Raw genomic sequence first — 19,245 nt, 5'->3', positions numbered from 1 at the left:
AAATCAGTTATGATGATGCAGATAAAGGGAACGTTAATGTAAATATTGTACCTAAATTTTGTTCGCTTTTGCAAAACACTTGGCCATTCATCAGCGTAGCGTAGCGCCTAACAATATTTAAACCCAAGCCAGTACCAGGAATATCTCCAGTATTATGTGCCCTAAAAAATGGTTCGAATAAATTATGTTGGTCTGCTGCCGGAATTCCAATTCCATTGTCTCGTACTTCAATTACCAGTTCATCAACTTTAAGGATACTGTTAAACTGAATCAAAGTATCCTCGCCAGAATATTTTATGGCATTGGAAATTAAATTGATGATACAATTTTTAAGTAAGTTGGCATCGAGCAGCACCTTGGCTGTTATACCCTGGTGCTCGTAAATGATGTGTTGATTTTGTTTGGTCATCAGTTGCATCTCTTCCGCAATTTCTTCAGCAAAGCTGATGATATTAAAAGTTTGCGCAGCTACTTCTACCTTACCTGCTTCAAGCTTTTCTAACGATAAAAAATCGTTAAGAATAGTTGTAAGATTATTAATTGAGTTCTTAATTTTGGCGGTGTGTTTTTCTACGTTAGCTACATCGCTTTTACTAGTATACTTATCTATTAACGAGGCAGATAATTGCATGGAGCTTAATGGCGTTCTAAACTCGTGCGAAGCCATCGAAACAAAGCGTGTTTTTAGCTGATTTAGTTCCTTCTCTTTCTGAAACAGCGCCCGCATGTTTTCTTTTGCCATCTCTAACTCTGATACCAGCTTGACCAAATCTTGAGTTCGCTCTTTGATTTTAACCTCTAATTTTTCGGTATAGGATTTAATCTGCTCTTCGTTAGCTTTTTCTTTAGTTAAATCGTGAATAAAACCAGTATAAATTTTGCGGTCGCTAAACTTCACTTCGCTTACACCCAACCTAAAAGGAAAAGTTGTACCATCTTTTTTTTGTCCATGCACTTCCCTACCAATGCCAATGATGTGTTTTTTACCCGTTTCATTGTAATTTTGGATGTAGCCATCATGCCGAGCTTTATCAGGTGCGGGCATCAATACGGAAACATTTTTACCCACCAATTCTGCTTTCTCGTAGCCAAATAATTGCAATGCCGATGGATTGAGATGCTCAATTGTTCCCCTATCATCGATTGTAATAATGCCATCAATGGCGTTTTCAATTATGGCATCCAAGAACTTCGATCTATCCATATTAAACGTGTTGTATATCTGTTAAATATAACGCTTTTGGCCAATGTATTTCGTCTTTTAAACGATTTAAAGCGTGGCTAGTGTAGCCGAAAAGTGATGTAATTCCTGCTGAATTTCATTTATTGGCCAACTGGTATTTAACGCAATCTGAATAAAAAGCAATCTGTAATAAGCAATACCTTGCTGCAATTGATCTCTAAATTGTTCGGTATACTGTTTTTTCTTAGCGCTAAAGTTATCGTAAAGTTGCCTAAATTCGCCTTGCAGATAAGCCATATATAAACTTATCTCTTTAATGAAAACATGAGGACGGTTTACGTTTTCCAATAAATCTAACCTCCCATAAATATGAGCTACCATTTCTTCGAGCAGGTAGTTGCTGGAGAAATAGGCCAGGTTTGGCCCCGGGCAAATGGCTACCGCTGTTGATGTTTTTGGTTTAGTAATTTTATACTTAAGATAGGTAGATGTACATAAGCCTTCGCAAAGGCATATTTTCTCAGTGATAAAATCAAATTCCTTCTGATACGCAGCTTCGCTAAGATCTAAACTTTGCAACTGCTTTATTTTTTGATGTTGATATTTCCTGGAAGCCGTACAAATGGGTTCATCGGTAAATTCGGTATTTGTGCACAGTAATTTCTTTGTGCAAGGGCTGCCTGGTTTTCTCTCCTTTATCCTTACTAAGCGCTGTTTTTCGCTACTGCTATTTTTAAAGTTATTAAATTGAATACCTAAAGGTGAAGCATTGCTTAAATAAAAGTCGTCTGCCTTGGCTTGCTGCAATGCTACAAGGGTTTCATGATCTACATTGGTAACTTCTGGTACCAATAAAAACGGACTTCCCCAGCCTATTGCATCTAAACCATAATGCCGCAGCAAGAACTGGTGTTCTTCAGCAGTTCCTATCCCACCTTGTGCGGTTATGCGCTGGGCTGGAGCTGCAGCAAAATAGGTACTGGGCCCTAGCGTGTTTGTGTATATATTAAATAGCTCTTCGAGCATTACTTTCCTTTTCTGTTTAAACTCTTCTAAAATAGGACCAAGTAAATAACCCGCCGTAGCAAAGGCATGGCCGCCACAATTTAAACCAGATTCGATTCTAAATTCGCTTACCCATAGGCCCTTTTTCGCCAGAAACTTCGCCTGAATTATGGCTGAGCGGAAGTCGCTAACTTTTAATATTATTTTCTTTCTGAAGACACCTTTCGTATCAGGAAAAAAATCTGGAAAAGTACTGATATACTGATACAAGCGAGGGTTCATGCCTGCCGAGAGAACTAGCGAAGATTGGAGCTTGCTTTCGGCGAAGCCACGCAGCGCAGCAAGTGCGTCAGAATTCACTTCATCTGGAATTGTTGGTACTGCCTGAGCCATTCGATCTACCTTAGCCATAATATTTACATCAATGGCACCCATTTTCATCTGTTGCTTAAGGATGCGTTTAAATCTCTCTTTGGCAATTCCATCGGCTTCATCCATCATTAGCTCGTAGCCATTTCGAAGCGAAGAACCAGAAGGCAGAAACTCGAAATATCGACATAGATCGTTTCCTTTCTCAAAATCTAGTTGCTTTAAATCTTCAAACTGTTTGTTGATGGCGTCAGCCAAAAAATTTAAATAACTTTTAATACGTTTCGCCCTGGAGTCGGTTTCCGTTTTTAGAATCGGTGTATATGGCAAATTATTTGTTCGGCAATGGTAGCCGTGCACCCTTTCAATTAAATCATCATCAACAATGGATAGAACTGATGAAATACCGTATCGAGAAACTTTTAGTGGTGTATCAATAGAATAACCTAAGCCTAAAACCGGAATATGAAAGGTGTGTAACATGCTCAAAATGATTTAGGCGCAAACCTATAAATTAGGCCACGCCTGCATTAAAATTTAGCTTACAAAAAAAAGTGATTGATCTCATTTTTTTTAACCTTCAGGATACATAAATGTTAACTCGCTCAAACCTTTGCCATACAAAACTGTTAATATTAAAAAAGAAAAAATAATATGGGACTTTTAAAAACAGCATTAATTGGCGCTGCAGTTTATGCAGGCTTCAAATACGTAACAAAGAAAGATCAAATTACCGGTAAATCTGTAATCGACGATTTAAAAGATAAAGCTCCGGAATGGAAAGAAAAAACTAAAGGTTTCCAAAGAGATTTAGAAGGAAGAATGAGCGCAGCTGAAAGCGACTTAACCAGATGAATATCGGGTTTTCGCAGGCCCAAAAAAGTTGCAGAACCAATTCTCTTTCTGTAAATATTTCCGGAATTAATATGCACACTGGCAAGGATTTGAAGATGTAGAAAATCTTCAAATCCTTGCTTTTTTTATACAATTGAATAAATGATGTTAGTTGATATTGATTGGAAACAATTTTTAATTGGTGAGGAAAACTTCGAATTCTTGATGGAAATTGCATTGCGCACCCTTGTAATGTATTTTATCATTTTATTCGGATTGAGGTTACTCGGCAAGCGTGGGGTAAGGCAGTTATCAGTTTTTGAGCTGGTGGTTATTATCAGCCTCGGTTCTGCCGCTGGCGACCCTATGTTTTATAAAGAAATCGGCTTACTTATACCGATTATTATCTTTATCATCATTGTAGGCGCTTACCGATTTACAACCTATTTAACGGCGAAAAGCGAAAAGTTTGATGATTTAATTGAAGGTAAATGTGTCTACCTCATTAGAGGAGGAAAATTTAACATTGAAGATTTTAAAAAGGAAACCTTGGCAAAGGATGAATTTTTTGCAGAGTTGCGCCAGCAGGGCATTTCGCATCTTGGGCAAATAGAAACAGCAATATTGGAAACTTCTGGAACGATGAGTATATATTTTTATAGCGATGAAGATGTAAAATACGGACTACCTGTATTGCCAGATCTCTTCGAGAAAAAGGTTGAGCATATCCACAAAATTGGGATTTATGCCTGCACTTTTTGCGGATCTGTAGTCCATGTTGCCACCGAAGGCAAACATATCTGTAAGGTTTGCGGGCGTAAGGAATGGGTTATGGCAATCAAGAATTACCGGGTAACATAACTATTATGCTCTTGTAGAAGCACATGCAAATTTTAACCCGTCTATAAAGGCAGAACGCATTTCTGATTTGTAGCTTTGCAACATGACTTTACAGGATATACAGCAATTAGAAGATTTCTTTGCACAAGCCGGGAAACAGGAAGTTCCTATTTTTTTAAATGAGGCTACCGTTATTACCGATTACGATTATTTTTTGGAAAGCCATTTTACACCACTAAAACAAAACCCCGATGCTAAGGTTAGTCAGCCCATAATTTACCGCTTGAAATTGCTAAAATTGCTTATTGAAGCAAACGCTTAATTAACCTGCAACAATACATTTTGCGTTCTGTTTTGGTTGGTTAAGATGATTGGAAAAGATGCATCAAAGGTTACAAGGTTGTGAATTTCATCCTCGAAAAAAGTTTTGAAGACCTCAAAATCGGCGTGGTCTGCTACTACAACTTTCAATTGCCCCGTATCAAGCCATCTTGCTGCAACCACTTCTGGGTAATTACCTTTAACAATGGCAGGAAATTCTTTTCTGGTAAAGATATGGGAAAGGTGATGCAAAATTTCTTTCATATGGGGTTTAAGTGCCTCGTTCGGCGTATTCCACTCTGGATTTTTATTTAAATCTCGCCATAAGAAACCTTTCTTTTCGCCATTTATCTTAACAGAGAATGATTCACCCAAGTTCTCAATTTCGACTGATTTAACACCAGTTTCGGTTTTAATATCAAAAACATACTTTTCTCGGTACAACCTGTTTGCCAACAACGGTGTTCTCCTTGATTTAAACCATCTCGAAGAGCCAAGGGCTACTGTCGCAAGCGTGGCACTGAAAAATAACCCTTCGATCAACAACGCAGCGTTATTCCGTTTTATTCCTTTATACAGCGAATAACCAGCAATAACACCCAGTCCGCTAAGCTCTATCAAACGCTTATTTTTCGCCGAACCGGATAATCTTGGACCAAAAGCTACTTGCATGAGTTGATCTACAAAATGAAATTTTTTGGCAACTCTTGTTTTTATTGCCGGACGTGTAGTATGAATTCCTAGGCCATGACCTACTGCTTGAAGCGCATCAAATGCAATTCCCGTTTTAAATTTTTCTTTGGTATTTTCGCTCATCATCTAATCCTTTTAAAAATCAACAATGCGAAAATGGATATGGTTTTAGCTAATTATTATTTTTTAGCTACGGTAAACATGCATTTTTTCGTCTATCCAACAAAAATTTCAGCTAAAAGCTTATTCGAATGGAGCTTCGCATCCAGATCATAAATATGAGATGTACTCATGATTTCATTTACACCATACTTATCTACAAAGGCTGTTAAATTTTGCCTAATACTTTCTTTTCCACCTATAAAAGAATAGTAAAGCATTTGTTCTACTGCCTCTTTTTCCATTCTATCCCAATAATTGTTAATGTTGTCAAAAGGCGGCTTTAGTTTTTCGCGTTTTCCAGTAATGACGCCAAGAAACATACGTTTTACAGAGCTCGAGAGAAAATCTGCTTGCTCATCAGTATCGGCTGCAACCACATTTACGCATGCCATTACATATGGCGCACTCAATGTTGCCGAGGGTTTAAAGTTATCTTTGTAAATGGCAATGGCCTGTTCGAAATATGTAGGTGCAAAGTGACTGGCAAAGGCGTATGGTAAACCTTTAGCCGCGGCGAGCCTGGCACTGTCGGTACTCGAACCAAGTATCCAGATTGGAATCTCTAATCCTTCTCCAGGGATTGCTCTTACCGAAGCATTAAGATTATCAGCAGAAAACAACTGTTGTAGTTTTTCTACGTCTTTAGGAAAGTAATGAGCGGCATTAAAATTTTCTCCACGAATGGCCATAGCCGTTACCTGATCGGTACCAGGGGCCCTCCCTAAACCCAAATCAATCCTATTGGGATACAGTGAAGCCAACGTACCAAATTGTTCTGCAACAATAAGTGGTGCATGGTTAGGAAGCATAATACCGCCAGAACCGACACGAATGCTTTTAGTACCACCTGCAACATGGCCAATAAGAATGGAAGTGGCAGAACTGGCTACCCCGGCCATGTTGTGGTGCTCGGCAAACCAATAACGTTTGTAGCCCAATGCCTCAGACTGTTGGGCAACCTGCAAACTGGCTTTAAAGGTATCGGCAGCGGTAGAGCCGTCGATTACAGTAGCTAAATCTAGAACGGAATATGGGATATGTTGTAGGCGATTGTTGTTCATTTCTGTTGAATTGGTAATGTATTGCAAAAATATCGGTAATTAAACAAACAAATAGTTTCACTCAATACAAATGACCCCTAACCAACAGTTAAATGACTTTATTTTGGCGAGCGGGATCTTTCCAAAGAATCTTAGATGTTAGCTTTATTTCTATCGATTTTAGATTTTTCGACTTATATTGCCAACGTTTCGTATTTATCACTTCCTTTTTTTATGCTATGACAAAAAACATCTTTATTGCATCTGCAGAACCTTATACCGGAAAATCGGTTATCGCCTTTGGTATGATAAACATGCTTTTGGCTAAAACGAAAAAAGTAGGTTATTTTAAGCCAATCATTGCACAAGAAGATCCAGATAAGAAAGATAAACATGTAGAAGCAATGCTTGATTATTTCTCGCTTCCTGTTAGATATGAAGATGCATTTGCATTTACCAGGCAAGATATGCTTCATCAATCAGATGATAGCGGAGCGATTATCAATACCATCATCAGCAAGTATAAAATGTTAGAAGACAATTACGATTTTACCGTAATTGAAGGAAGCGACTTTTTGGGAGAAGGAAGTGCTTTCGAGTTTGAGTCGAACGCATTGATGGCAAAAAACCTTGGTGCTCCGGTACTCATTGTCGTTTCTGGCAAAGGAAAATCCGCCAGTCAGCTTTTCAAATCCGCTATTAACATTTACCGCAATTTTTTGCTTCGAGATGTGCAGGTTTTAGGAGTAGTTGCCAATATGGTAAATCCTGATGAGGCCGAGCGGATAAAACAGGCTTTAACAAACCAATTACCTGCAGAACTGCTTATTGCGGTTATTCCGGTAGAAAATAGCTTGCAAAGCCCTACCATGAAAGAAATTACGGCTGCCTTAAATGCAGAGGTCTTATTTGGTGCCGATTTAATGGATAACCAGGTAGATAATTTTGTGACCGGCGCTATGATGTTGCCAAATTTTTTAAGACACATCAAAGATAACTTGTTGATTGTAACTCCTGGAGATCGGGGTGACATCATTATTGGTTCTTTGCAGGCAAACTTGTCGGCTAACTATCCGAAGATAGCGGGAATAGTTTTAACCGCAGGGAGTTTACCAGACGAGCCTATGATTAAGCTGATTGAAGGCTTACAAACCATCATCCCAATTATATCCGTTCCAAATGGCACTTTTGAAACAACAACCACTATTGGCGCCATCCATTCTAAAATTACCATCGATAATAAAAAGAAAATCGAGATGGCTATTGATATTTTTGAACGACATGTGGATCTGGAAGCACTAGACGACAAAATCATCACGTTTAGTTACCAGGGCATAACCCCGCATATGTTTCAATACCAACTGGTTAAATGGGCAAAACGAGAGAAAAAACATATTGTACTTCCCGAGGGGAATGATGAGCGAATTTTAAAGGCCACAGAGAAATTAGTAGCCCAGGATATTGTAGAAATTACCCTGCTTGGCGATCCACTTGAAATTGGTACATCTATAAAAAGATTGGGATTAAATTTAGACATTAACGCCATCCATATTCACAACCCTGCACATTCACCACAGTACGATAATTATGTAGAAAGTTTGCACGAGTTACGCAAAGCGAAAAATGTGAACCTGGAAATGGCAAGAGATATGATGACTGATGTATCTTATTTTGGCACCATGATGGTTTATAAAGGCGATGCCGACGGAATGGTTTCGGGTGCGGTACATACTACACAACATACCATTAGGCCGGCTTTGCAGTTCGTTAAAACCCGCCCCGGGGTTTCTGTTGTTTCGAGTATCTTTTTTATGTGCCTGCCAGAGCGTGTTGCTATTTTTGGCGACTGTGCAGTTAACCCCAATCCTACTGCCCAACAGTTGGCAGAAATCGCCATTTCTTCTGCAGAAAGCAGTGCGAAATTTGGCATCGAACCCCGAATCGCGATGCTCTCCTATTCGTCGGGCACTTCTGGTGAAGGGGAAGATGTGGAACGTGTTCGCGAGGCAACCGCTATTGTTAGAGCACGGCATCCTGAACTAAAAATAGAAGGCCCAATCCAGTATGATGCTGCCGTTGATCCGAAAATAGGAAAACAAAAAATGCCCAATTCGGAAGTTGCCGGAAGAGCCAGTGTATTAATTTTTCCGGATTTGAATACGGGAAATAACACTTACAAGGCTGTACAACGAGAAACAGGCGCATTAGCTATTGGCCCCATGTTACAAGGTTTAAATAAACCGATAAACGATTTAAGCCGCGGCTGTACCGTAGACGATATTTTTAACACAGTAGTAATTACGGCCATTCAATGCCAAGATATTAAATAAAGCATGAACATTTTAGTTATTAACGCTGGCAGCAGTTCCTTAAAATACCAGTTGTTTAGAATGCCTAACCAGGCACCCATTTCGAGCGGTTTGGTAGAACGCATCGGTATAGAGGGATCGTACATTAAACACACGGTTTATTTAGTTACGGAGAAAGTGGTAATTGAAAAATCGGCATTCATCCCCGATCATGGTAATGGTTTGAAACAAGTATTAGCATTACTAAGCGAGGGTGAACAAGCGGTAATTTCTAGTCCCGATGAAATTGCTGCAGTAGGGCATCGGGTGGTGCATGGAGGAGAAAATTTCTCGGGTCCTACGCTCATTACAGCAGAAGTAAAAGACCTGATCAGAAAGCTTTTTTCTTTGGCACCTTTGCACAACCCTGTAAATTTAAAGTGCATTGAGGTTGCAGAGCAAACATTCCCTAAAGCAAAACAAGTGGCTGTTTTCGATACGGCATTTCACCAAACCATTCCGCAAAAGGCTTTTAGATATGCCATTCCAGAACGTTTTTATAAAGAGGATGGCATTCGCGTATATGGTTTTCACGGTACTAGCCACCGGTATGTAAGCGAGCAGGCTTTGCGTTGGCTAAATAAAAAAGACGCAAAAATTATCAGTATTCACCTGGGCAATGGATGTAGCATAACTGCTATTAAAGATGGCCAATCTGTAGATACAAGTATGGGTTTTGGGCCTTTAAGCGGGTTAATGATGGGTACACGCTCTGGCGATATCGATCCATCGGTAGTGTTCCATCTCATTGAACATGCAGGCTATAGCCTAAGCCAATTAAGCACCTTGTTTAATAAAGAATCTGGATTGTTAGGTGTTGGAGGTTCCAGCGACATGCGTGACATCAGAAAAATGGCCAACGAAGGAAATGAGGATGCAATTTTGGCCCTACATCTTTACGCTTATCGTATTAAGAAGTTCATTGGCGCTTATGCTGCCGTATTAAATGGTATTGATGCCATGATTTTTACCGCAGGCGTTGGAGAAAATGACAAGGACATGAGGGCTGCCGTTTGCACAGCACTTTCTTATCTTGGCATAGAAATAGACCTTGACAGAAATAGCGAATATGCTGGCGGAATAATGGAAATTAATACCAATGAATCCAAAGTAAAGATTCTGGTAATCCCAACAAACGAAGAGTATGAAATTGCGCACCAGAGCTACGGCTTGCTTGCAAAATCTATTGAACCCGAGTAAAGGAAAGGGCAAATCCTAAAAATCTTAAATAATCACTAAAAGTTAAAATAGTATTATATTTCAATGATGAACTTAGCTGAATCTTTTCCAATACTGAAAGATTATACCTATCTGAATACGGCGAATTCCGGTATTCTTTCTACCGATTTAGCGCAATGGCGAAGAACACACGATGAAGCCTTTATCAAAGGCGGAAGTGTCTTCAGAATGGAAAATGCTCCCATCATTGATGAATTAAGAACTAATATTGCAGATTTTTTTCAAGGAGAAATCTCACGTACTTTTTTAACACCAAACTTCTCCTTCGGATTTAATACCTTGATTGATGGATTGGCTAGAACACACCGTTTTTTATTGCTTAACGAGGAATATCCATCAGTAGCTTATCCGGTGATCAGCAGGGGATTCGAGCATCATTTTATCGATATCGATGAAAATTTAGAAGCTAACGTATTGGCGGCCATTGAAAAATTTAAGCCCACTGTATTTGCATTTAGTGTGGTACAATATATCAGTGGTTATCGCATGCGCCCGAAGTTTATCCGGGAATTGAAAGAAAATTATCCAGATTTGTTGCTTATTGGCGATGGTACACAATTTTGTGGTACAGTACCTATTCACTTTAACAATTCTGGCCTCGATGCGCTGTTGACCAGTGGCTATAAATGGCTGCTGTCTGGTTATGGTAATGGCTTCGTTTTAATATCTGAACAACTTGCAAATAATATTTATAACGAAAAAAAACAGTTCCCACTTCCTGCGCTTCCATTTTTAAAGGGCAAAGCATTGTTAGCCTATTGTTTTGAACCAGGCCACCTCGATACCTTAAATTTTGGATCGTTGAATGAAGGTATTAAATTGATTAAAAAGATTGGCATTGAGGCAATTGAGGCGCACACGCAAGCACTTGCGAGTAAAGCCAGGATTGCTTTGTTTGACAGAGGTTTAATTCCTGAGTTCCTAGTTAGACAGCAAGATGCATCAACTATCATGAGTATGCAACTGGATAACAACTTGGTTCAACAGCTGCAGCATGAGCGAGTTGTTTGCTCTCCACGAGGTACCGGTACCAGAATTTCATTCCATTTCTACAACACCGAAGAAGATTTACAAAAGTTATTAAGTGTACTAGATGGCAAAAGAACGTAAATATTTGCCACTGGCGATGAATTATCCAGCTTTCCAAATGGCATCTACAAAATATCGGCGTTGATCGAATAAGTGGGCAACCGGTATGAAACCAGTTTTACCTGCCAATTGATCGGTTTCTGGTAACGCGTATTTTTGTGAGATCTCCATGTAAATATGTTCATTTTCCAAAAAATGAATCTCTTCGCTACCAACATTTACAAGCTGATCTGTGAGGCTAATCAAATAGCTTTTACACGCACCAGTTTCAGGATCGTATGTAGCATAATGATCAAAATTCTCGACCACGAAATTGGCTTGCAGTTCTTTATTAATTCGATGTAATAGATTGATGTTAAACGAGCGGGTAATTCCTGCGGCATCATTATAAGCGGCCAAAATCTGTTGTGGATTTTTCTTCAGGTCGAAACCAATAATTAACAAATCATCTGTTGATAATTCACTTCTCAGCGCACGACAAAAATCCTCCGCCTCGGTTGTATTCATGTTGCCGATATTTGCGCCCATAAATAACAAAACTTTTCTCCTCGAAGATAAGGCATTGGCTTTTTTCACCATCGCAAAGTAATCGCCATTTAAACCTTCCATTTTTAAATTGGGAAGTTTGGTGGGAAGTGTTTCTTCCAAATCGCTAATTACGTGGGCAGAAATATCTATCGGCAGGTAAGTAAAATCTACTTCACGACTCAGCAACGACTTCAATAAGTGAATAGACTTTGTGGCATCCCCGGCGCCCAACTCAATCAAATCGAATGCACTACCTTCAGCTACAATTAAATCGCTTAGCGTTTCTGATTGATCTTTTAATATTTCCATTTCAGCATTGGTAAGATAATATTCTTCCATATCCATAATTTGCTGAAAGATATAATCGCCAGTTTCGTCATAAAAATATTTAGAACTCAGCGATTTTTTATGAGCTTTTAAGCCTGTAAGTACATCGTTTAAAAATGCAGTATTAATAGCGGTGGGTGGTGTAATCATTGTACTCATAATGTTTATTTTGCTAATCTGATACCGGTAAACTGCCACCTTAAATTCGGGTGGAAAAAATTTCTATAAGTTACTCTACCGTGATTTTCCGGGGTGGCAACAGATGCCCCACGAAGTACTTTTTGGCTTACCATAAATTTCCCGTTATACTCGCCAATCGCACCGGGCGCTTTACTAAATCCCGGATAAGGCAGGTATGCACTCTCTGTCCACTCCCAACGCCTACCCCATTGAAAGGTTTTTGCCGCAGCTTCCCACTCAAATTCTGTTGGTAACCGCATGCCTTTCCAACTGGCGAACGCATAAGCCTCGAAGTAACTGATGTGGCTAACATATTCCTTAGGATTTAGTGGCGATAATCCTTTGAGTGTATAATTGAACCATTTGCCGTCAATTTGATGCCAATACATGGGCGATGATACATTGTTACTCCAAACCCAATCCCAACCTTCGGCATGCCAAAAGCTAAAATTCTGGTATCCGCCATCGGCAATAAAGCTCATGTATTCTTCATTGCTCACCAATTCGCTACTAATAGAAAACTGGTTAAGGTAAACTTTATGCCTGTTTAACTCGTTATCGAAACAAAATCCATCTCCTTCGTATCCAATTTCATAAATCCCTTCTTCAAGCTGAATCATTTCCGGCGCTTTTTGCTGTTCGAAATGCTCTGTTGTTTTAGTTGAATAAACCGGGAAAAGCGGGTTGTTACCTAATACAAATTTAATATCGCACAGTAGAAGCTCCTGGTGTTGTTGCTCATGATTAAAGCCAAGATGCAGCAATTCTTCTACCGATGAATCGACTTCTGTGGCTAAAAAATTAATCATCGCATCATCAACATATTGCCGATACTGGTATACTTCGTTAACACTCGGGCGACTTAAATTACCACGATCTGTTCTGATAACACGGGCGCCCACAGTTTCATAGTAACTGTTAAAAACATAGTTATATTCTGGATGAAAAACCTGGTAAGCTTTTGCGTGTGGAATTAATATAAAGGTTTCGAAAAACCAAGTGGTATGCCCTAAATGCCATTTAGGCGGACTAACATCAACCACTGGCTGCACTACATAATCTTCAGTTTGTAAGGGCTCACAAATAAATTCAGAATGTTTACGAACGGCCTTGTATTGCTCAATTAAGCTCATTAATTTTTATCTAGATAATTCTTAAGGTCAGTTATGGTATTAACATTTAATGCTTTTGATTGTTTTCGACGCATCATTAAAGCATACGAATTATTAAAACCAATAGGCTTTAACCACTTAATGTTAAACTTTCTATCAAAGCTCTTACTTACAAACTGGTAAGTGCTGTCCTTGTTGTGGGCAATTTTTTTGGCCAATCTGGCATCGGGCTTAAGTAAAACCAACAAACCCGTGCCTGTATATTCTGGATAAAAATCTATCTGATTATTCATCAAAGCATCAAAACAAATTTTTGTACCACCAAGCCCGGTTTTGGTGGCCACATCGTAATTGGTATAGCCCTTAATAAGCATGCTGTACATTTCTGCTAAAATATATTGCTCGCCAAAGATTTTAGAACCTATGCGTACCGTACCATTTTTACCACCGCTGGATGCTTTGTATAAACCGATGCTCACTAAGAAATCTTTGGCAACCCGCTCGGGCGTTTGGTGCAGATAATCGGTTTTGTAATTCAAGTCCGTCATTACATCATCGGTAATTTTTCCTGCCAATAAATTCAAAGTGCTTTCCAGTTCGGGAAAGTTGGCCAAAGCAGTTTTGGAGGCAATCGGTGCTGCATAATATGGTGGGAAAATGCCCTTGTTATCTTCCAATATTTTTAGGTCGAAAGCTTTTAATCTTCCATCGGTAGAATAACCGCTAATTACATCAAGTTCTTTCTCGTATGCCGCTTTGTACATCACTGCATCACTAATTACAATGGTATGGATTTTTAAACCATAGGCAGATTTGAGTCCTAAATCGCCATCTTGCCTGCCCATAAATTCTGGTGTAAAACCGGCGGTAAGTGCACCGGCATAAGCTTTGGGCAACAGGTAAAACCCACTTAAAACCAAGCAGACCACGGGAAGCGCAACAATTAATTTTTTTGCTTTTCGGAAATCTAATTTTTGAAGGGATGCGAGTGCCAAATCTAATATCACCGCCAGCAAAGCAGCCGGAATTGCTCCGGCTAAAATCATATTGCTGTTATTGAGTGAGATGCCCCCGAAAATAAATTCACCCAAACCGCCAGCTGCGATGTAGGAAGCCAGTGTAGCCACACCAACATTAATTACTGTTGCTGTTCGTATTCCGGCAAGAATAACAGGCATGGCCAATGGAAGTTCTACTTTGAACAGTACTTGCATCTTACTCATACCCATAGCCTTAGCGGCTTCTTTTACATCGGCATCAACACCAACAATGCCCGTATACGTGTTTCTGATAATTGGCAATAGCGCATAGATAAGCAAAGCCACAATGGCCGGCTTGGCGCCAATGCCCAGCAAAGGAATCATAAATCCGAGTAAAGCAATACTTGGGATGGTTTGCAGGATGCCAGCGAAACCCAAAACCGATGCAGAAAGTTTTCGTTTTCTGGCAATCAGGATCCCAATGGGCAGTCCGACTGCTACGGCTAAAAAAAGCGAAATAAATGTTAAACCCAGATGTTGTAATGTTTGGTTTAGAAGCTTATCAGACTGTTCTGCAATGAATTGCCAAAGCGTTTGCGAGTTTTCATTCATGGTGCTGCATTTGATAATGATTAAAAGCCTGCGTAAGTGTTTGGTAAGTGAAAGTTTTAAGAGCGCCATCGCTTGTTTTGAAACCAAGCCGCTCGTTACCAGGTTGGAAAGTTGACAGGGCGTCCCAGACACTTAAATCTGCACCTAACAGTGTAGCCTCAACGTTTCCATCATTTGCAAATTGGCTTGCAAGATCATCCAAAGTGGTCAGTCGGAAGCCTAGCGTCAACCGATCTCCATTAAAAAAATTCCTGGCGAATTCATTTATTGGGTGGTACAACAGCTCTTTTGGCGTCCCAATTTGAACTACCTCTCCTTTATCCATCAGGCAAATGCGATCGCCCATTTCAAAGGCTTCCTGAATATCGTGGGTAACCATCACAATAGTTTTTGTTTTTAGTTCATCCAGGTCTTTAAACTCCTTACGGATTTTTGTGCGGGTAACATTGTCTAAGGCGCCGAAAGGCTCATCCATTAACAGTACTGGTGGATTGGCAATTAGCGCTCTAGCTAGACCTACACGTTGCTTTTGGCCACCACTCAATTGATGGGGAAACTTTTGCAAGCAATCTGTCGGAAGATGTAATTTAGCCAGCAGATCTTGTACCCGGCTATCAATTTTTGGTTTATCCCATCCGAGTAGTTTCGGTACTACCGCCACGTTTTCGTAAATGGTATAGTGTGGAAATAATCCAATATTCTGCATAACGAAACCCATTTTTCTGCGCAAAGCTTCAGGATCTTCCTTTATGATATCCACTTCATTAAAAAACATTCTTCCTTCACTTGGCTCAATCAGGCGATTAATCATCTTTAAAGTGGTCGTTTTACCGCATCCGCTAGTACCCAGAAGAATTAAGTTTTCTCCTGCTTTAACTTCGAATGATACCGAACGCACGCCACGAACCTGACCAAAACTTTTACTAACGTTTTCTAGCCTGATCATCTTAAGGAAGAATTTTCATAAATAGATTGTTTAGCGACTCAGCGTATGTTGGATGTGCAAATACACCATATCGAATCTTATCGTAAGTAATGCCACCTTCCATTGCCAACTGTAACACCGACATGATTTCTCCACCCTCTGGCGCAAGAATGGCTGCGCCGAGAATTTCTTTCGTCTGCTTGTCTACAACCGCCTTCATCATGCCACGGGTTTCGCCTGTTTCTATACCGCGTGCAACATTTTTCATCGGCAACACGGCAACTTCATAGTTCAACTGCTGCTTTTTGGCTTCCTCTTCAGAAATACCAATTCTCCCCAATTGTGGGTCGGTAAACATGCAATATGGCACCGGGCGGTTTTCAGTTGTGAAGTTTTTTTGTTCGACTAGGTTACGGTAAACAATTGTATAATCATTATAGGCAATGTGGGTGAAAGCCGGTCCGCCTTTTACATCTCCAAGTGCATAAATTCCTTTTACGTTGGTTTCCAACTGGCTATTAACAGTGATATGGCCATGATCATCAGTAGCAACACCACAAAATTCAAGTCCTAGCGATTTAGTCTGTGGGGTTCTGCCCACCGCAATAAGCAAATGGCTACCCTTTATTTTACGCTGTTTTTTACCGTTGTTTAGTATTACTTCAATCTGATCACCATTCCATCCAACCTTCTCCACGTTCACGTTAGTTACAATTTCTATCCCTTCCTCTATCAAAATATCGGTCAGATTCTCTGAAATATCTTTATCTTCTTTTGAGATGATATGTGCTGCCTTCTCTAAAATAGTTACTCTACTACCAAACCGCTTGAACATTTGACCAAATTCTAAACCAATATAATTTCCACCAAGCACGATTAAATGCTCAGGAACTTCATCTAAATCTAAAATGCTGGTTGAAGTTAGGTAATCTACATCCTGCAAACCTTCAATATCCGGAATTCGGGTCTGAGCACCAGTGTTGATAAAAATTAAATCTGCACTTAAATGCGTTTCCTTACCCGACTTAGATTTGACTACAATTTCTTTTTCTGCAGTAAAAACTGCTTCACCCATATACAATTTAAGGTTCTTTGTTTCTTCTATTCCTTTTTCTGCTCCTCCTTTAAAGCTTGCTACGATATCGTCCTTGCGCTTCTTTACCTGTTTAAAATCAACCCTTACATCACCAGTAATTACACCCAGTTCAGCCGATTTTTTTGCTTGATAAACTGCACGGGCAGATGCAACCATTGCTTTAGTTGGTGTACAACCATCGTTGATGCATGTACCTCCAACCATACGTTTTTCGATAAGCGCCGTCTTCTTTCCAGCTTCGGCCATTTTTTTAGCTAAGGGAACACCTGCCTGGCCTGCACCGATAATGATTGCATCATAATGTTTCATAATCATAATTTTACTTCAGATACTAATTTAACCTTTTAAGAATTGGTTTGTAGATTTAATAACTTTATAACATCGCCTTTGTTTGAAGTGAACCTGATTTATAAATCCACAATAACCAATAACGTTTGGCTAACGATCTGTATGACCCAGGCTCATCTGCGGATCGATGTAATCCCGCACTAATTTTTTTAACTCCTTTATTTCTGGAAAACGTCCCGCCGCTTCCCTATCAAAGATTGTTGTTTCATTGGTTTTAATAACAAATTCGCCCCCTTTTTCGCTTGGACACAACATTACGCCTTGTAATTTTTCACTAAAAGTTGTCAATAACTCTTGTACCATATAAGCAGAACGGAGCATCCATCCACAACGTGGACAATAACTAATGGTAATTGTCGGTTTCATTTAAGCAAATTAAGTTTTTTTTTGGACGAAATATTTGGTGTTGCAACGATTTTATCGCACATGAGCGTCTATTGTTAGCGTAAAAAACAGATCATTGCAGATAAACCAGGTACAAATACGCGAATTAGCTTTCTGCTAAACCTTTATTAAAACCCTGAGTTGTTTATATAAACTAACCATAAAAACATGGCAACACAGAAAACTACGGCTGCAAAAGGTGCCGCAAAAAAACCTGCGAAAAAATCAGGTAAAATGGAAAATTCAGAGTTTCATGAATTTTTTGTAGATGAATTAAAAGATATTTATTGGGCAGAGAAGCATCTTTCTAAGGCACTCCCGAAAATGAAAAAAGCTGCGACAAGTGAATCGCTTATTGCCGCATTTGATAAGCACACCGGCGAAACTGAAGCACATATTGCAACTTTAGAAGAAATTTTCTCTTTACTGGATGAAAAGGCAGTTGCAAAAAAATGCGATGCTATGGCAGGACTACTCGAGGAAGCGAACGGCATCATTGAGGAAACCGAAAAAGGCACCATGATTAGGGATGCCGGATTGATTTTAGCAGCCCAAAAAGTAGAACATTACGAGATTGCTACCTACGGAACCCTACGTGTTTTTGCAAACAATATGGGCCACACCGAAATTGCCGAATTGTTGAATAAAACCCTTGAAAATGAAAAAGCGACAGATGTAGCGCTCACAGAAATTGCCGAGGGCACCATTAACGACCAGGCTGCAGCAGAATAATAATTAAAGCCCCATTTGGATTAAACCAAGTGGGGCTTTTTGCTACTTGTTATTTTGTTTGAAATACCGACTGAAAAATAGCATTTGATAGTTTATCGCATTGCTCCAGTAATCCCAGTTATGCACCCCAGGACGGATGATAAAATCATGCGGGATGTTGCGCTCCATTAGTTTATCATGCAGATTCACATTCACTTTGTAGAAAAAATCGTTGGTGCCGCAATCTATTATGATTGACAATTTATTAGGTATAAGTAAATGTGTTAAATTTATTACGCTATTTTCCTCCCAGCGATCTGGGTGCTCGCTATATTTCCCTAATCGTTTACTTAAGTCCCAATTTTCCGGAAAAGGCCGAAGATCTACCCCACCACTCATACTCCCACAGGCGCCGAAAATATCTTGATGCCTAAATGCAAGATAGAGCGCTCCATGCCCACCCATACTCAAACCTGTAATTGCCCGGCCTGTTCTGTTTGTAATAGTGGAATAATTTTTATCGATATAGTTGACCAACTCATCGGCAACATACGTTTCGTAAAGATAGCTCTTCATTTCCGGACTATCGAAATACCAACTTGTGACCCCTCCATCAGGGCATACTACAATCGTTTCGAATTGGTCTGAGAGATTTTTAACAACGTTTTTATCTGGGGTTGCGGTAACCCAATCGGCGTACTTACCACCGGCACCATGCAGCAGGTATAGCGTTGGATATTTTTTGGAAGCATTGTAAGTTGAAGGGCGAACCACAACCGCTTTTATTTCCTTTTGCATGCTCTTACTAAAGGTGGTAACAGTATCTACCGTTGCTCCGGAAACCGACGCCGACAGTAAAACTGATAAAACTAAGAGTTTGATAAAATTTCCCATATTGATCATCTAGCTATTAGAAACA

The 19,245-nt window shown here is 39.7% G+C and carries 18 protein-coding genes; 7 read left to right on the top strand and 11 right to left on the bottom strand.

Going from position 1 to position 19,245, the window contains the following annotated elements:
• Positions 1 to 7 precede the first annotated feature (7 nt).
• Together OQ268_RS10270 and OQ268_RS10265 are read right to left on the bottom strand one after the other, a co-directional pair.
• Positions 8 to 1,204 (bottom strand): PAS domain-containing sensor histidine kinase, encoded by a 1,197-nt coding sequence (locus tag OQ268_RS10270; protein ID WP_265856034.1) that lies wholly within the window; start codon positions 1,202 to 1,204, stop codon positions 8 to 10.
• A 66-nt stretch (positions 1,205 to 1,270) separates the two neighbouring features.
• Positions 1,271 to 3,040 carry a hypothetical protein gene (locus OQ268_RS10265; protein ID WP_265856033.1) on the bottom strand — a complete coding sequence of 590 codons (1,770 nt, stop codon included), beginning with the start codon at positions 3,038 to 3,040 and terminating at the stop codon, positions 1,271 to 1,273.
• A 171-nt stretch (positions 3,041 to 3,211) separates the two neighbouring features.
• Here OQ268_RS10265 and OQ268_RS10260 point away from each other — a divergent pair, with 171 nt between their 5' ends.
• The 3 genes from OQ268_RS10260 to OQ268_RS10250 all read left to right on the top strand — a co-directional run bounded on the left by OQ268_RS10260 (position 3,212) and on the right by OQ268_RS10250 (position 4,553).
• The gene (locus OQ268_RS10260; protein ID WP_265856032.1) at positions 3,212 to 3,412 is read left to right on the top strand and encodes a YtxH domain-containing protein; all 201 of its coding nucleotides are present in this window, start codon (positions 3,212 to 3,214) and stop codon (positions 3,410 to 3,412) included.
• 141 nt (positions 3,413 to 3,553) lie between these two features.
• Positions 3,554 to 4,252, top strand: a complete 699-nt coding sequence (locus tag OQ268_RS10255) for a DUF421 domain-containing protein (RefSeq protein ID WP_265856031.1) — start codon at positions 3,554 to 3,556, stop codon at positions 4,250 to 4,252.
• Between the two features lie 82 nt (positions 4,253 to 4,334).
• On the top strand, positions 4,335 to 4,553 hold the full coding sequence (locus tag OQ268_RS10250; protein WP_265856030.1) for a DUF6965 family protein: 219 nt from the start codon (positions 4,335 to 4,337) through the stop codon (positions 4,551 to 4,553).
• On the opposite strand, the gene OQ268_RS10245 is transcribed toward OQ268_RS10250, so the two are convergent.
• Positions 4,550 to 5,371, bottom strand: coding sequence for a hypothetical protein (locus OQ268_RS10245; protein ID WP_265856029.1), 822 nt, complete (start codon positions 5,369 to 5,371; stop codon positions 4,550 to 4,552). The genes OQ268_RS10250 and OQ268_RS10245 overlap by 4 nt on opposite strands.
• An 89-nt stretch (positions 5,372 to 5,460) precedes the next feature.
• Complete coding sequence (locus OQ268_RS10240; RefSeq protein ID WP_265856028.1) at positions 5,461 to 6,468, bottom strand: LLM class flavin-dependent oxidoreductase; 1,008 nt, start codon at positions 6,466 to 6,468, stop codon at positions 5,461 to 5,463.
• Between the two features lie 92 nt (positions 6,469 to 6,560).
• On the opposite strand from OQ268_RS10240, the gene pta reads away from it, so the two are divergent.
• From pta to OQ268_RS10225, 3 genes are all read left to right on the top strand, one after another.
• Positions 6,561 to 8,777: a phosphate acetyltransferase gene (pta, locus tag OQ268_RS10235; RefSeq protein WP_265856027.1), complete on the top strand. Its 2,217-nt coding sequence runs from the start codon at positions 6,561 to 6,563 to the stop codon at positions 8,775 to 8,777.
• 3 nt (positions 8,778 to 8,780) lie between these two features.
• Entirely contained in the window at positions 8,781 to 9,995 is a 1,215-nt protein-coding gene (locus tag OQ268_RS10230; RefSeq protein WP_265856026.1) for an acetate/propionate family kinase, read from the top strand.
• Between the two features lie 63 nt (positions 9,996 to 10,058).
• Positions 10,059 to 11,144, top strand: coding sequence for an aminotransferase class V-fold PLP-dependent enzyme (locus OQ268_RS10225; protein WP_265856025.1), 1,086 nt, complete (start codon positions 10,059 to 10,061; stop codon positions 11,142 to 11,144).
• A gap of 21 nt (positions 11,145 to 11,165) precedes the next feature.
• On the opposite strand, the gene OQ268_RS10220 is transcribed toward OQ268_RS10225, so the two are convergent.
• The 6 genes from OQ268_RS10220 to OQ268_RS10195 form a co-directional block, all read right to left on the bottom strand.
• Entirely contained in the window at positions 11,166 to 12,137 is a 972-nt protein-coding gene (locus tag OQ268_RS10220; RefSeq protein WP_265856024.1) for an L-histidine N(alpha)-methyltransferase, read from the bottom strand.
• A 5-nt stretch (positions 12,138 to 12,142) separates the two neighbouring features.
• A complete protein-coding gene (egtB, locus tag OQ268_RS10215; RefSeq protein ID WP_265856023.1) occupies positions 12,143 to 13,291 on the bottom strand; it encodes an ergothioneine biosynthesis protein EgtB in 1,149 nt (382 codons plus the stop codon).
• On the bottom strand, positions 13,291 to 14,862 hold the full coding sequence (locus OQ268_RS10210) for an ABC transporter permease/substrate-binding protein (RefSeq protein ID WP_265856022.1): 1,572 nt from the start codon (positions 14,860 to 14,862) through the stop codon (positions 13,291 to 13,293). Before OQ268_RS10210 ends, egtB begins: the two co-directional genes overlap by 1 nt.
• Positions 14,855 to 15,808: an ABC transporter ATP-binding protein gene (locus tag OQ268_RS10205; RefSeq protein ID WP_265856021.1), complete on the bottom strand. Its 954-nt coding sequence runs from the start codon at positions 15,806 to 15,808 to the stop codon at positions 14,855 to 14,857. The genes OQ268_RS10210 and OQ268_RS10205 overlap by 8 nt, the downstream gene beginning before the upstream one ends.
• A gap of 1 nt (position 15,809) precedes the next feature.
• A complete protein-coding gene (locus tag OQ268_RS10200) occupies positions 15,810 to 17,192 on the bottom strand; it encodes a mercuric reductase (RefSeq protein WP_265856020.1) in 1,383 nt (460 codons plus the stop codon).
• Positions 17,193 to 17,321: 129 nt separating this feature from the next.
• Positions 17,322 to 17,597 (bottom strand): SelT/SelW/SelH family protein, encoded by a 276-nt coding sequence (locus OQ268_RS10195; RefSeq protein WP_265856019.1) that lies wholly within the window; start codon positions 17,595 to 17,597, stop codon positions 17,322 to 17,324.
• Between the two features lie 186 nt (positions 17,598 to 17,783).
• Between OQ268_RS10195 and OQ268_RS10190 the strand changes: the two genes are divergently transcribed.
• Complete coding sequence (locus OQ268_RS10190; protein WP_265856018.1) at positions 17,784 to 18,347, top strand: YciE/YciF ferroxidase family protein; 564 nt, start codon at positions 17,784 to 17,786, stop codon at positions 18,345 to 18,347.
• A gap of 42 nt (positions 18,348 to 18,389) precedes the next feature.
• Here the strand turns inward: OQ268_RS10190 and OQ268_RS10185 are convergent, their stop codons facing one another.
• The gene (locus tag OQ268_RS10185; protein WP_265856017.1) at positions 18,390 to 19,220 is read right to left on the bottom strand and encodes an alpha/beta hydrolase; all 831 of its coding nucleotides are present in this window, start codon (positions 19,218 to 19,220) and stop codon (positions 18,390 to 18,392) included.
• Positions 19,221 to 19,245 lie beyond the last annotated feature (25 nt).

It is taken from the genome of Pedobacter sandarakinus, from assembly GCF_026240095.1.
GTDB classification, from domain to species: Bacteria; Bacteroidota; Bacteroidia; order Sphingobacteriales; family Sphingobacteriaceae; genus Pedobacter; species Pedobacter sandarakinus.
Note: the sequence above shows the minus strand (reverse complement) of the source record. Positions and strands in the feature narration are given on the sequence as shown.

Excerpts from the sequence above, each read along its gene's own strand:
- egtB (WP_265856023.1), bottom strand. The coding sequence starts at position 13,291 with ATGAGCTTAATTGAGCAATACAAGGCCGTTCGTAAACATTCTGAATTT.
- OQ268_RS10270 (WP_265856034.1), bottom strand. The coding sequence starts at position 1,204 with ATGGATAGATCGAAGTTCTTGGATGCCATAATTGAAAACGCCATTGAT.
- OQ268_RS10210 (WP_265856022.1), bottom strand. The coding sequence starts at position 14,862 with ATGAATGAAAACTCGCAAACGCTTTGGCAATTCATTGCAGAACAGTCT.
- OQ268_RS10245 (WP_265856029.1), bottom strand. The coding sequence starts at position 5,371 with ATGATGAGCGAAAATACCAAAGAAAAATTTAAAACGGGAATTGCATTT.
- OQ268_RS10190 (WP_265856018.1), top strand. The coding sequence starts at position 17,784 with ATGGCAACACAGAAAACTACGGCTGCAAAAGGTGCCGCAAAAAAACCT.
- OQ268_RS10195 (WP_265856019.1), bottom strand. The coding sequence starts at position 17,597 with ATGAAACCGACAATTACCATTAGTTATTGTCCACGTTGTGGATGGATG.
- OQ268_RS10225 (WP_265856025.1), top strand. The coding sequence starts at position 10,059 with ATGATGAACTTAGCTGAATCTTTTCCAATACTGAAAGATTATACCTAT.
- OQ268_RS10200 (WP_265856020.1), bottom strand. The coding sequence starts at position 17,192 with ATGAAACATTATGATGCAATCATTATCGGTGCAGGCCAGGCAGGTGTT.
- OQ268_RS10205 (WP_265856021.1), bottom strand. The coding sequence starts at position 15,808 with ATGATCAGGCTAGAAAACGTTAGTAAAAGTTTTGGTCAGGTTCGTGGC.
- OQ268_RS10255 (WP_265856031.1), top strand. The coding sequence starts at position 3,554 with ATGATGTTAGTTGATATTGATTGGAAACAATTTTTAATTGGTGAGGAA.
- pta (WP_265856027.1), top strand. The coding sequence starts at position 6,561 with ATGACTTTATTTTGGCGAGCGGGATCTTTCCAAAGAATCTTAGATGTT.
- OQ268_RS10185 (WP_265856017.1), bottom strand. The coding sequence starts at position 19,220 with ATGGGAAATTTTATCAAACTCTTAGTTTTATCAGTTTTACTGTCGGCG.
- OQ268_RS10230 (WP_265856026.1), top strand. The coding sequence starts at position 8,781 with ATGAACATTTTAGTTATTAACGCTGGCAGCAGTTCCTTAAAATACCAG.
- OQ268_RS10240 (WP_265856028.1), bottom strand. The coding sequence starts at position 6,468 with ATGAACAACAATCGCCTACAACATATCCCATATTCCGTTCTAGATTTA.
- OQ268_RS10260 (WP_265856032.1), top strand. The coding sequence starts at position 3,212 with ATGGGACTTTTAAAAACAGCATTAATTGGCGCTGCAGTTTATGCAGGC.
- OQ268_RS10265 (WP_265856033.1), bottom strand. The coding sequence starts at position 3,040 with ATGTTACACACCTTTCATATTCCGGTTTTAGGCTTAGGTTATTCTATT.
- OQ268_RS10220 (WP_265856024.1), bottom strand. The coding sequence starts at position 12,137 with ATGAGTACAATGATTACACCACCCACCGCTATTAATACTGCATTTTTA.
- OQ268_RS10250 (WP_265856030.1), top strand. The coding sequence starts at position 4,335 with ATGACTTTACAGGATATACAGCAATTAGAAGATTTCTTTGCACAAGCC.